This window comes from Enterobacter asburiae (genome assembly GCF_024599655.1).
In the GTDB taxonomy this organism is placed as follows: Bacteria; Pseudomonadota; Gammaproteobacteria; order Enterobacterales; family Enterobacteriaceae; genus Enterobacter; species Enterobacter asburiae_D.
Map to the genome: position 1 here is coordinate 1,369,384 of NZ_CP102247.1, position 11,794 is coordinate 1,381,177.

Annotated in this window: 12 protein-coding genes; 7 read left to right on the forward strand and 5 right to left on the reverse strand. The window is 55.7% G+C overall.

Annotated features, from left to right (window positions below; all coding sequences use genetic code 11):
- Positions 1 to 57: 57 nt before the first annotated feature.
- From NQ230_RS06570 to pdxK, 6 genes are all read left to right on the forward strand, one after another.
- Positions 58 to 1,071 (forward strand): sulfate ABC transporter substrate-binding protein, encoded by a 1,014-nt coding sequence (locus NQ230_RS06570; RefSeq protein ID WP_121425210.1) that lies wholly within the window; start codon positions 58 to 60, stop codon positions 1,069 to 1,071.
- Positions 1,071 to 1,904, forward strand: coding sequence for a sulfate/thiosulfate ABC transporter permease CysT (gene cysT, locus NQ230_RS06575; protein ID WP_004123378.1), 834 nt, complete (start codon positions 1,071 to 1,073; stop codon positions 1,902 to 1,904). The genes NQ230_RS06570 and cysT overlap by 1 nt, the downstream gene beginning before the upstream one ends.
- Complete coding sequence (gene cysW / locus NQ230_RS06580; protein ID WP_023308733.1) at positions 1,904 to 2,779, forward strand: sulfate/thiosulfate ABC transporter permease CysW; 876 nt, start codon at positions 1,904 to 1,906, stop codon at positions 2,777 to 2,779. Before cysT ends, cysW begins: the two co-directional genes overlap by 1 nt.
- Positions 2,769 to 3,863, forward strand: a complete 1,095-nt coding sequence (gene cysA / locus NQ230_RS06585) for a sulfate/thiosulfate ABC transporter ATP-binding protein CysA (protein WP_004853015.1) — start codon at positions 2,769 to 2,771, stop codon at positions 3,861 to 3,863. The genes cysW and cysA overlap by 11 nt, the downstream gene beginning before the upstream one ends.
- 118 nt (positions 3,864 to 3,981) lie before the next feature.
- Positions 3,982 to 4,893, forward strand: a complete 912-nt coding sequence (gene cysM / locus NQ230_RS06590; protein ID WP_032643539.1) for a cysteine synthase CysM — start codon at positions 3,982 to 3,984, stop codon at positions 4,891 to 4,893.
- A gap of 5 nt (positions 4,894 to 4,898) precedes the next feature.
- Entirely contained in the window at positions 4,899 to 5,735 is an 837-nt protein-coding gene (gene pdxK, locus NQ230_RS06595) for a pyridoxine/pyridoxal/pyridoxamine kinase (RefSeq protein WP_159514643.1), read from the forward strand.
- 44 nt (positions 5,736 to 5,779) lie between these two features.
- On the opposite strand, the gene crr is transcribed toward pdxK, so the two are convergent.
- From crr to cysZ, 5 genes are all read right to left on the reverse strand, one after another.
- The gene (gene crr, locus NQ230_RS06600; protein WP_003861316.1) at positions 5,780 to 6,289 is read right to left on the reverse strand and encodes a PTS glucose transporter subunit IIA; all 510 of its coding nucleotides are present in this window, start codon (positions 6,287 to 6,289) and stop codon (positions 5,780 to 5,782) included.
- 40 nt (positions 6,290 to 6,329) lie between these two features.
- Positions 6,330 to 8,057 (reverse strand): phosphoenolpyruvate-protein phosphotransferase PtsI, encoded by a 1,728-nt coding sequence (ptsI, locus tag NQ230_RS06605; RefSeq protein WP_023332954.1) that lies wholly within the window; start codon positions 8,055 to 8,057, stop codon positions 6,330 to 6,332.
- 44 nt (positions 8,058 to 8,101) lie between these two features.
- Positions 8,102 to 8,359, reverse strand: a complete 258-nt coding sequence (gene ptsH, locus NQ230_RS06610; protein WP_000487600.1) for a phosphocarrier protein Hpr — start codon at positions 8,357 to 8,359, stop codon at positions 8,102 to 8,104.
- 317 nt (positions 8,360 to 8,676) lie between these two features.
- Positions 8,677 to 9,648 carry a cysteine synthase A gene (cysK, locus tag NQ230_RS06615; RefSeq protein ID WP_014884739.1) on the reverse strand — a complete coding sequence of 324 codons (972 nt, stop codon included), beginning with the start codon at positions 9,646 to 9,648 and terminating at the stop codon, positions 8,677 to 8,679.
- A 163-nt stretch (positions 9,649 to 9,811) separates the two neighbouring features.
- The gene (gene cysZ, locus NQ230_RS06620; RefSeq protein WP_159514642.1) at positions 9,812 to 10,573 is read right to left on the reverse strand and encodes a sulfate transporter CysZ; all 762 of its coding nucleotides are present in this window, start codon (positions 10,571 to 10,573) and stop codon (positions 9,812 to 9,814) included.
- A gap of 230 nt (positions 10,574 to 10,803) precedes the next feature.
- Here cysZ and zipA point away from each other — a divergent pair, with 230 nt between their 5' ends.
- Entirely contained in the window at positions 10,804 to 11,781 is a 978-nt protein-coding gene (gene zipA, locus NQ230_RS06625; RefSeq protein WP_257260507.1) for a cell division protein ZipA, read from the forward strand.
- Positions 11,782 to 11,794 lie beyond the last annotated feature (13 nt).

Here is an 11,794-nt window from a genome sequence, read left to right on the forward strand (position 1 = left end):
ATCCCCGTTATAAATATTATGACTATAAGATAGTCATCACATTTATAAGGGTGCGCAATGGCCGTTACTGTACTGAAAAAAGGAACTCTGGCGCTGGCAGGTTTACTGCTGGTGGCACAGGCGCAGGCGACTGAACTGTTAAACAGTTCGTATGACGTCTCCCGCGAGCTGTTTGCCGCCCTTAATCCACCGTTCGAACAGCAGTGGGCGAAAGACAATAACGGCGACAAGCTGACTATCAAGCAGTCCCACGCCGGGTCGTCCAAGCAGGCGCTGGCGATTTTGCAGGGCCTGAAGGCAGATGTGGTGACCTACAACCAGGTGACTGACGTGCAGATCCTGCACGACAAAGGCAAGCTGATCCCGGCGGGCTGGCAGAGCCGACTGCCGAACAACAGCTCGCCGTTCTATTCCACCATGGGCTTCCTGGTGCGTAAGGGCAACCCGAAGAATATCCACGACTGGAGCGACCTGGTGCGTTCCGACGTGAAGCTGATTTTCCCGAACCCAAAAACCTCCGGTAACGCGCGTTATACCTATTTAGCGGCGTGGGGCGCGGCGGACAAGGCTGACGGTAACGATAAAGCCAAAACCGAGCAGTTCATGACCCAGTTCCTGAAAAACGTCGAAGTGTTTGATACCGGCGGCCGCGGGGCGACCACGACCTTCGCAGAACGCGGTCTCGGCGATGTGTTGATCAGCTTTGAATCGGAAGTGAACAACATCCGCAAACAGTATGAAGCGCAGGGCTTTGAGGTCGTTATCCCGAAAACCAACATCCTGGCCGAGTTCCCGGTGGCGTGGGTGGATAAAAACGTGCAGGCAAACGGTACCGAGAAAGCGGCAAAAGCCTACCTCAACTACCTGTACAGTCCGCAGGCGCAGACCATCATTACCGATTACTACTACCGCGTGAACAACCCGGACGTGATGAACAAACTGAAAGACAAATTCCCGCAGACCGATTTGTTCCGCGTGGAAGATCATTTCGGCTCCTGGCCTGATGTGATGAAAACGCATTTTGCCAGCGGCGGTGAGTTAGACAAATTGCTGGCGGCGGGGCATAAGTAATGTTTGCAGTTTCGACAAAACGCGTGCTGCCGGGCTTTACCTTAAGCCTCGGGACCAGCCTGCTGTTCGTCTGCCTGATCCTGCTGTTGCCGCTCAGCGCGCTGGTGATGCAGCTTGCTCAGATGAGCTGGGCGCAGTACTGGGACGTGGTCACCAACCCGCAGGTGGTGGCGGCCTATAAGGTGACGCTGCTGTCGGCGTTTGTTGCCTCTATTTTTAACGGCGTGTTTGGCCTGCTGATGGCGTGGATCTTAACCCGCTACCGCTTCCCGGGCCGCACGCTGCTTGACGCCCTGATGGATCTGCCGTTTGCGCTGCCGACGGCGGTGGCGGGCTTAACCCTCGCGTCGCTCTTCTCCGTGAACGGGCTGTACGGCGAGTGGCTGGCGAAATTTGACATCAAAGTGACCTACACCTGGCTCGGTATCGCGGTGGCGATGGCCTTTACCAGCATCCCGTTTGTGGTCCGTACCGTGCAGCCGGTGCTGGAAGAGTTGGGCCCGGAATACGAAGAAGCGGCGGAAACGCTGGGTGCCACGCGCTGGCAGAGCTTCCGCAAGGTGGTTCTGCCGGAGCTGTCTCCAGCGCTGATGGCGGGTGTCGCGCTGTCGTTTACCCGCAGCCTCGGTGAGTTCGGCGCGGTGATTTTTATCGCCGGGAACATCGCCTGGAAAACAGAAGTCACCTCGCTGATGATTTTCATCCGTTTGCAGGAGTTTGATTATCCGGCGGCGAGCGCAATTGCCTCGGTGATCCTGGCGGCCTCGCTGCTGCTGCTGTACTCGATTAACACTCTGCAAAGTCGCTTTGGTCGACGTGTGGTAGGTCACTGATGGCGGAAGTTACGCAATTGAAGCGATACGATGCACCCCGCATCAACTGGGGTAAATGGTTTCTGATTGGGGCGGGGGTGCTGGTTTCCGCCCTCATTCTCGTCGTGCCGACGGTTTATATCTTCGTTCAGGCGTTCAGCAAGGGCCTGATGCCCGCGCTGGAAAACCTGGCGAACCCGGATATGCTGCATGCCATCTGGCTGACCGTACTGATTGCGTTGATCACCGTGCCGGTGAACCTCGTGTTCGGGACCCTGTTGGCCTGGCTGGTGACCCGCTTCAACTTCCCGGGACGTCAGCTGCTGCTGACCCTGCTGGACATTCCTTTCGCCGTATCGCCGGTGGTGGCGGGTCTGGTGTACCTGCTCTTTTACGGCTCCAACGGCCCATTGGGCGGCTGGCTGGACGAGCATAACCTGCAGATCATGTTCGCCTGGCCGGGCATGGTGCTGGTCACCATCTTCGTGACCTGTCCGTTTGTGGTGCGTGAGCTGGTGCCGGTGATGTTAAGCCAGGGGAGCAACGAAGACGAAGCGGCGGTGCTGCTGGGCGCGTCGGGCTGGCAGATGTTCCGTCGCGTGACGCTGCCAAATATCCGCTGGGCGCTGCTTTACGGCGTGGTGTTGACCAACGCCCGCGCGATTGGCGAGTTCGGTGCCGTTTCCGTCGTCTCCGGCTCCATCCGGGGTGAAACCCTGTCGCTGCCGCTACAGATTGAGCTGCTGCAGCAGGACTACAACACCATCGGCTCGTTTACTGCCGCAGCGTTGCTGACGCTGATGGCCATTTTGACCCTGTTTTTGAAGAGTGTGGTGCAGTGGCGTTTAGAAAATCAGGAAAAACGTCAGCATCAGGAGGGAAATCATGAGCATTGAGATTGCCAATATTAAGAAGTCTTTTGGTCGCACCCAGGTGCTGAATGATATCTCGCTGGATATCCCTTCCGGACAAATGGTGGCGCTGCTGGGGCCGTCTGGCTCGGGTAAAACCACGCTGCTGCGTATTATTGCCGGGCTTGAGCATCAGACCAGCGGGCACATCCGCTTTCACGGCACCGACGTGAGCCGCCTGCACGCCCGCGATCGTAAAGTAGGCTTTGTGTTCCAGCATTACGCGCTGTTCCGCCACATGACCGTGTTCGACAACATTGCGTTTGGTCTGACGGTGCTGCCGCGTCGCGAGCGTCCAAATGCAGCGGCTATCAAAGCCAAAGTGACCAAACTGCTGGAGATGGTGCAGCTGGCTCATCTGGCGGATCGTTTCCCGGCCCAGCTGTCCGGCGGTCAGAAGCAGCGCGTGGCGCTGGCGCGCGCGCTGGCCGTTGAGCCGCAAATCCTGCTGCTGGATGAACCTTTCGGCGCGCTGGATGCGCAGGTGCGTAAAGAGCTGCGCCGCTGGCTGCGCCAGCTGCATGAAGAGCTGAAATTCACCAGCGTCTTCGTGACCCACGATCAGGAAGAGGCGATGGAAGTCGCGGATCGCGTGGTGGTCATGAGCCAGGGCAACATTGAGCAGGTTGACGAGCCGGAGCAGCTCTGGCGCGAACCGGCGACCCGCTTCGTGCTGGAATTTATGGGCGAGGTAAACCGTCTTCAGGGCACTATTCGCGGCGGCCAGTTCCACGTTGGCGCGCACCGCTGGCCGCTGGGCTATACCTCCGCGCATCAGGGGCCGGTCGATCTGTTCCTGCGTCCGTGGGAAGTGGACGTGAGCCGCCGAACCAGCCTGGATTCTCCGCTGCCGGTGCAGGTGCTGGAAGCTAGCCCTAAAGGTCACTACACCCAATTGGTGGTACAGCCGCTGGGCTGGTATACCGAGCCGCTGACCGTGGTCATGCGCGACGACGTGCCGCCGCACCGGGGCGAGCGCCTGTTTGTTGGGCTTCAGCACGCCCGTATTTATCACGGGAAGGAGCGCATCGAGACGCGCGAGGATATTGCTCTGGCGGAGTCAGCCTGATAGGTTATTAGGATGTTTATCGCCCGGTGGCGCTGCGCTTACCGGGCCTACAGTTATCACTGCGTCTTGTAGGCCGGGTAAGCGAAGCGCCACCCGGCTTTTTTATTGAGTAAAAATCGTGAATACACTCGAACACACCATCGGCAACACTCCTCTGGTCAAGCTTCAGCGCATGGGGCCGGACAACGGCAGTGAAATCTGGGTCAAACTTGAAGGCAATAACCCGGCGGGGTCGGTGAAAGACCGCGCGGCGCTGTCAATGATTGTCCAGGCCGAAAAACGCGGAGAAATTAAGCCTGGCGACGTGCTGATTGAGGCCACCAGCGGCAACACCGGTATTGCCCTGGCGATGATCGCCGCGCTGAAAGGCTACCGCATGAAGCTGCTGATGCCGGACAACATGAGCCAGGAGCGCCGCGCCGCGATGCGTGCCTACGGGGCCGAGCTGATTCTGGTAACCAAAGAGCAGGGAATGGAAGGCGCGCGCGACCTGGCGTTAGAAATGGCCGAGCGCGGCGAGGGTAAGCTGCTCGATCAGTTCAACAATCCGGACAACCCTTACGCGCACTACACCACCACCGGCCCGGAAATCTGGCAGCAAACCGACGGGCGTATCACCCATTTTGTCTCCAGCATGGGCACTACCGGCACCATTACCGGGGTATCGCGTTTTCTGCGCGAGCAGGAAAAAGCCGTCACTATTGTTGGCCTGCAGCCGGAAGAGGGGAGCAGCATTCCCGGCATTCGCCGCTGGCCTGCGGAGTATATGCCCGGCATTTTTAATGCGCAGCTTGTGGACCAGGTGCTGGATCTTCACCAGCGCGAGGCGGAAAATACCATGCGTGAGCTGGCCGTGCGCGAGGGTATCTTCTGCGGCGTCAGCTCGGGCGGCGCGGTAGCGGGTGCGATCCGGGTGGCGCAGGCAAACCCGGGGGCCGTAGTGGTGGCGATTATTTGCGATCGCGGCGATCGCTATCTGTCTACCGGCGTCTTTGGTGAAGAGAGTTATTCGCAGGGGGCGGGGATTTAAGCGTCATGGAGATGATTCTATTCCGGGATAATACCCGGGCGCAGCAAACCGACATTGTCGCCGTGCAGTCGCAGGTAGTTTACGGCAGCGTGGGGAACAGCATTGCGGTACCGAATATTCGTACCCACAGGCTGAACGTTACCGCCGTGCCGACGGTACTGTTTAGCAACACGCCGCACTACGACACGTTTTATGGTGGAGTGATCCCCGACGAGTGGTTCAGCGGCTACCTTAAGGCGCTGGAAGAGCGCGAGATCCTGCGCGAGCTTAAAGCGGTCACTACCGGCTATATGGGCAGCGCCAGCCAGATCGTTCTGCTGGCGCAGTGGCTGAAGGCGGTCAAAGCGCAGCATCCGGACCTGCTGGTGCTGGTCGACCCGGTCATCGGCGATATCGACAGCGGAATGTACGTGAAGCCCGAGATCCCACAAGCGTATCGGGAGCACCTGCTGCCGCTGGCGCAGGGGATCACGCCAAACGTCTATGAGCTGGAAGTGTTAAGCGGCAAACCGTGCCGAACGCCGGAAAGCGCCATCGCGGCGGCGCAGGGACTGCTCTCCGACAGCCTGAAATGGGTGGCGATCACCAGCGCGCCGGTCGCTGACGACCCGGAAAACATCCACGTGGTGCTGGTGACGCATGAGGGCGTGACCGTCAGCGCGCATCCGCGCGTTGAAACCGATCTGAAAGGGACGGGCGACCTGTTCTGTTCAGAACTGGTGAGCGGAATTGTAGAGGGGAAAACCGTTGCCGATGCTATTCGCATGGCCGGTGATCGGGTGACTGACGTGATGCTTTATACCCAGTCGAAAGGCTACGACGAGCTTATCCTCCCCGCATAAACTAAAATGGCGCCCGAAGGCGCCATTTTTCTGTGTGGCAAGAATTACTTCTTGATGCGGATAACCGGGGTTTCACCCACGGTGACGCTGCCAGACAGTTTGATCAGTTCTTTGATTTCGTCCATGTTGGAGATAACAACCGGCGTCAGGGTAGACTTGGCTTTTTCTTCCAGCAGTGGCAGATCGAATTCAATCACCGGGTCGCCAACTTTAACACGCTGGCCTTCTTCCGCGATACGTTTGAAGCCTTCGCCTTTCAGTTCAACGGTGTCGATACCGAAGTGAACGAACAGTTCGATACCGCTATCAGATTCGATAGAGAACGCATGGTTGGTTTCAAAAATTTTACCGATGGTGCCGTCAACTGGAGCAACCATTTTGTTGCCAGTTGGTTTGATAGCAATGCCATCACCAACGATTTTCTCAGCAAACACTACATCCGGCACGTCTTCGATGTTGACGATCTCGCCGGAGAGCGGAGCAACAATCTCAATAGTTCCGGAGTCTTTTTTATCATCAGAAACCAGAGATTTCAGTTTATCGAACAAACCCATGATCTTCTCCTAAGCAGTAAATTGGGCCGCATCTCGTGGATTAGCAGATTGTTTTTTCTTCAATGAACTTGTTAACCAGCGTCATTAACTCGTCCGTTGTCGGTTGAGCAAGAGCCTGCTCTGCTAATACCTTCGCATCTTCGAAGTTCGTGTTACGGATAATCTTCTTAATGCGCGGGATGGAAATGGCGCTCATAGAGAATTCGTCCAGACCCATACCCAGCAACAGAAGTGTAGCACGTTCGTCGCCTGCAAGCTCACCACACATGCCAGTCCATTTACCTTCTGCATGAGAAGCATCAATAACTTGCTTGATCAAGTTCAGTACGGACGGTGACATTGGCTGGTAGAGATGTGAAATCATATCATTACCACGGTCAACTGCCAGGGTGTACTGCGTTAAATCATTGGTGCCGATACTAAAGAAATCAACTTCTTTGGCTAAATGACGCGCAATGGTTGCCGCCGCAGGTGTTTCCACCATCACGCCGATCTCGATTGACTCGTCAAACGCTTTACCTTCGTCGCGCAGTTCCTGTTTGTAGATTTCGATCTCTTTCTTCAGTGCACGCACTTCTTCAACAGAGATGATCATCGGGAACATGATGCGCAGTTTACCGAAAGCAGAGGCACGCAGGATCGCGCGAACCTGGTCACGCAGGATCTCTTTACGATCCATCGCGATACGGATTGCACGCCAGCCCAGGAACGGGTTCTCTTCTTTCGGGAAGTTCATGTACGGCAGCTCTTTGTCGCCACCGATGTCCATGGTACGGACGATAACCGCCTGAGAGCCACACGCTTCAGCCACGGCTTTATAAGCAGCAAACTGCTCTTCTTCCGTTGGCAGCGCGTCGCGGTCCATGAACAGGAATTCTGTACGATAGAGACCTACGCCTTCCGCACCGTTGCGCTCAGCGCCATCAACGTCGCGGACGGTACCGATGTTTGCACACACTTCTACCTGATGGCCGTCCAGGGTGATGGCTGGCAGGTCTTTCAGCTTAGCGAGTTCCGCTTTTTCAGTCGCAACCTGCTCCTGAACCGCGCGCAGTTTATCGATCTCTTCATTGGTTGGGTTGACGTAAACCAGATTGTTTACGGCATCCAGAATCAGATAGTCGCCGTTTTTCACCTGAGAGGTGACGCTACCGGTACCCACGATGGCAGGCAGTTCCAGAGAGCGCGCCATGATAGAGGTGTGGGAGGTACGGCCGCCCGCGTCGGTGATGAAACCGAGGACCTTTTTCAGGTTCAGCTGTGCGGTTTCTGACGGGGTGAGGTCAGCGGCAACCAGGATCACTTCATCCTGAATCGCGCTCAGGTCGATGATGGCCAGGCCCAGGATGTTGCGCAGCAGACGCTTACCGATGTCACGTACGTCAGCCGCACGCTCTTTCAGGTATTCATCATCCAGTTCTTCCAGGGCAGTTGCCTGACCTTCGATAACTTCATGCGCAGCCGCGTCGGCCGTCATGCCTTTATCTTTAATCAGGGCTATGATTTCCTGCTCCAGCTCCTCATCTTCGAGCAGCATGATGTGCCCTTCGAAGATGGCTTCTTTTTCTTCACCGAAAGTTTCGCCAGCTTTAGTTTTGATTGCTTCCAGTTGCGCAGATGCCTTGGCACGACCGCTCAGAAAACGTTCAACTTCCTGATCAACCTTGTCGGCAGAAATTTTTTTCCGGTCGATGACGATCTCGTCTTCTTTCAGCAGCAGTGCTTTGCCGAAAGCGATACCCGGGGATGCTAAAATGCCTGAAATCATAACCCTACCTTACTTGTGACTGATATTTAAAAGAACCCGGAAACTTACTCGAGCTCAGCCATCAGTTTAACCAGATGCTCAACTGCTTTCTGCTCGTCTTCACCTTCTGCAGAGATGGTGACAACGGTGCCCTGAGTCAGGCCCAGAGTCTGCAGTTTGAACAGGCTTTTTGCGCTCGCGCTTTTGCCGTTGGAAGTCACAGTGATTTCAGAAGTGAAGCCTTTTGCTTCTTTAACAAACTGAGCAGCAGGGCGGGTGTGCAGACCGTTCGGAGCGGTAATGGTAACTTCTTGCTGGAACATTGTATTTCCCCAACTTATAGGTTTAGTGTTGTGGAACTAAAGTCTAGCCTGGCGACTGAACTTTAGCCTGTATTGTTAGCGCTGACGTTTCGATCGTCATTAAACATTATGCAGCGAAAGCAAGACTTGAACCAAATCATAAAATCGATTCAGCAAGGCTATTTCGTTCACTGATTAATTTCACGCATCAAAATAATTGCTGGTTTAAATACCAGACCCAACGGGGTGAAGCAATGCCAGGAGGGGCAAAAGTTTGAAGCAGGCCACAAAAAAGCACCTGAAAAGGTGCTTTTTTACGCGTTATTAACATGCTGGCACTACTGTTGCAGCTCTTTTTCGGTAAACAGATCGGCAAACAGTGCGGTGCTCAAGTAACGCTCACCCGAGGAAGGAAGGATAACCACAATATTCTTATTGGTAAAGGCTTCATCTTCCTGAAGTTTGAGCGCTGCCGCAACGGCCGCACCGGAAGAGATACCCGCCAGAATGCCTTCTTCATCCATCAGGCGACGCGCGGTAGAGATGGCTTCTTCGTTAGTGATGGTAACCACTTTATCGATCAGCTTCAGATCCAGGTTGCCCGGAATGAAGCCTGCGCCAATACCCTGGATTTTATGCGGGCCTGGTTTGAGCTCTTCACCCGCCAGTGCCTGGGTGATAACCGGTGAGTCAGTCGGCTCAACGGCCACGGTGATCAGGTCTTTTTTACCCTTTGTGCCTTTAATATAGCGTGACACGCCGGTCAGCGTACCGCCGGTACCCACGCCGGAGATAAAGACGTCAACCTGGCCGTCGGTGTCTTCCCAGATTTCCGGACCGGTGGTCTTCTCGTGAATTTCCGGGTTAGCCGGGTTGCTGAACTGCTGCAGCAGCAGATATTTCGCCGGATCGCTGGCCACAATCTCTTCGGCTTTCTGAATGGCACCCTTCATGCCCTTCGCGCCTTCGGTCAGCACCAGGTTCGCGCCCAGCGCTTTGAGCAGCTTACGACGCTCGATGCTCATGGTTTCTGGCATGGTCAGCGTCAGCTTGTAGCCACGCGCGGCCGCCACATAGGCCAGAGCGATACCGGTATTGCCGCTGGTCGGTTCCACCAGCTCAACGCCCGGCTTCAGTACGCCACGTTTTTCAGCATCCCAAATCATGTTTGCACCGATACGGCATTTTACGCTGAAGCTCGGGTTACGTGATTCGACCTTCGCCAGAATGCGTCCATTACCGATACGGTTCAGTCGAACCAGGGGCGTATGACCGATAGTCAGCGAGTTGTCTTCATAAATCTTACTCATGGCCTGTCCTTAACTGTATGAAATTGGGATACCGACCCAGCATACCTGCTAAGCAGGTAGGGGGAAGTAAGGAATTCGCATATCTATATACTGCAAGGAAATAATGGGGATCAGTATGGAATAAGGGGCGGCATAAGCCACCCCTGCTTTACACATTTTTGCATTATTTCCATAACGCGTGCTTAGCACGGTAGCAGTCGACCCACATCGCCGTCGCGCCGCAGACGGCGACGGGCATGATGAACAGATTCAGGAAGGGAATCATGGTGAACAGGCTGGTCAGCGCGCCAAACTGCATATTGGCGACCTTCTGGCTGCGCAGGGCGGTGCGCATCGCTTTAAACGGCACCTTGTGGTTATCGAACGGATAATCGCAGTACTGAATGGCCAGCATCCAGGCGCTGAACAGGAACCACAGCACCGGCGCCACCGTCTGGCCAATGCCTGGCACAAAGTAGAGGATAAGCAGCACGATCGCGCGGGGCAGGTACCAGGCAAACTTTTGCCACTCGCGCTTCATGATGCGTGGCAGGTCTTTCATGATCCCCAGCACGCCCGTATCCGGCGGCGTTGCGCCGGTAAGCCGCGCTTCCAGCTGTTCCGCCAGCAGACCGTTAAACGGAGCGGCTATCCAGTTCGCAATCGTCGAGAAAAAATACCCAAACACCAGCAGCACGGAGATCACCGCCACCGGCCAGAGCAGGTAGTTAAGCCACTGTAGCCAGTCCGGCACATGGCTCATCAGCGACGGGATCCAGCTCTCCAGCTTTGTGAACAGCCACCAGAACGCGCCGCCCATCAGAATAATGTTGATCAACAGCGGGAGAATGACGAAGCGTCGAATCCCCGGCAGGGAGACCAGTTTCCAGCCCTGAGAAAAATACCAGACGCCGCTGCGCGGGGGAGAAGAAGATGTTGAAACCATAGCCAGGCTGTACTCCTTTTTACACAACCAGTGGAATTGCCCGCCTATATTATCCACTTACGGAGCAATGACCAGTTCGGAAATGTTCGAAAAACCAGCAAAAAGCACGATTTCCTTCATCTTTATGCTGTGAATGCTCTGCACACACTTGCACTTGACGTAAACGGCAAATACTCTTAGTGAGTAAATGTTTGCCGTGGTGGCAAGGTGTTAGAACAACAGAGAATATAATGATGCAGGATTTGCGTCTGATATTAATCATTGTTGGCGCGATCGCCATAATCGCTTTACTGGTACATGGTTTCTGGACCAGCCGTAAAGAGCGTTCCTCGATGTTTCGCGATCGCCCACTGAAGCGCATGAAGTCCAGTCGTGACGACGATGACAGTGAAGATGACATCGACGGCAGCGATGACGACGGCGTGGGTGAAGTTCGTGTTCATCGGGTCAATACTGCGCCCGGCGCAGGCCATGGGGAGCATGAAGCGCCTCGTCCTTCGCAGCACCAGTATCAACCGCCGTATGCTTCTGCACAGCCGCGCCAGCCAGCGCCGCAGCCTGTGGAAGAGCCGGTGCGCCAGCCGCCGCAACAGCCTGTCTATCAGCAGCCTGCCCAGCCGGTTCAACAGCAACCGGTGCAGCAGCCCGTGCAACAACAGCCTGCTCAGCCGGTACAACAGCCGCAGCAGCCTGTTCACGTGCAGCCTGCGCCTCAGCCCGCTCCGGCACAGCACGTTGAGCCTGAGCCCGTTGTAGAGCCAGAGCCGGTTGTTGAAAAACCGCAGCGTAAAGAAGCGGTGATCATCATGAACGTGGCCGCGCATCACGGCAGCCATCTCAACGGTGACGTGCTGCTCAACAGTATTCAACAGGCAGGCTTCAAGTTTGGCGATATGAACATTTTCCATCGCCACCTGAGCCCTGACGGTAGCGGCCCGGCGCTGTTCAGCCTGGCCAACATGGTTAACCCTGGCACCTTTGATCCGGAAATGACCGGTGATTTCGTGACCCCGGGCGTGACTATCTTTATGCAGGTGCCGTCCTACGGCGACGAACTGCAAAACTTCAAGCTGATGCTGCAGTCCGCTCAGCACATCGCTGACGAAGTTGGCGGCGTGGTGCTCGACGATCAGCGTCGAATGATGACCCCGCAGAAGCTGCGCGAGTATCAGGACCGCATCCGCGAAGTTAAGGAAGCTAACGCGTAATCGTCGCGTTTAC

Excerpts from the sequence above, each read along its gene's own strand:
- NQ230_RS06570 (WP_121425210.1), top strand. The coding sequence starts at position 58 with ATGGCCGTTACTGTACTGAAAAAAGGAACTCTGGCGCTGGCAGGTTTA.
- cysT (WP_004123378.1), top strand. The coding sequence starts at position 1,071 with ATGTTTGCAGTTTCGACAAAACGCGTGCTGCCGGGCTTTACCTTAAGC.
- cysW (WP_023308733.1), top strand. The coding sequence starts at position 1,904 with ATGGCGGAAGTTACGCAATTGAAGCGATACGATGCACCCCGCATCAAC.
- cysA (WP_004853015.1), top strand. The coding sequence starts at position 2,769 with ATGAGCATTGAGATTGCCAATATTAAGAAGTCTTTTGGTCGCACCCAG.
- pdxK (WP_159514643.1), top strand. The coding sequence starts at position 4,899 with ATGGAGATGATTCTATTCCGGGATAATACCCGGGCGCAGCAAACCGAC.
- crr (WP_003861316.1), bottom strand. The coding sequence starts at position 6,289 with ATGGGTTTGTTCGATAAACTGAAATCTCTGGTTTCTGATGATAAAAAA.
- ptsI (WP_023332954.1), bottom strand. The coding sequence starts at position 8,057 with ATGATTTCAGGCATTTTAGCATCCCCGGGTATCGCTTTCGGCAAAGCA.
- ptsH (WP_000487600.1), bottom strand. The coding sequence starts at position 8,359 with ATGTTCCAGCAAGAAGTTACCATTACCGCTCCGAACGGTCTGCACACC.
- cysK (WP_014884739.1), bottom strand. The coding sequence starts at position 9,648 with ATGAGTAAGATTTATGAAGACAACTCGCTGACTATCGGTCATACGCCC.
- cysZ (WP_159514642.1), bottom strand. The coding sequence starts at position 10,573 with ATGGTTTCAACATCTTCTTCTCCCCCGCGCAGCGGCGTCTGGTATTTT.
- zipA (WP_257260507.1), top strand. The coding sequence starts at position 10,804 with ATGATGCAGGATTTGCGTCTGATATTAATCATTGTTGGCGCGATCGCC.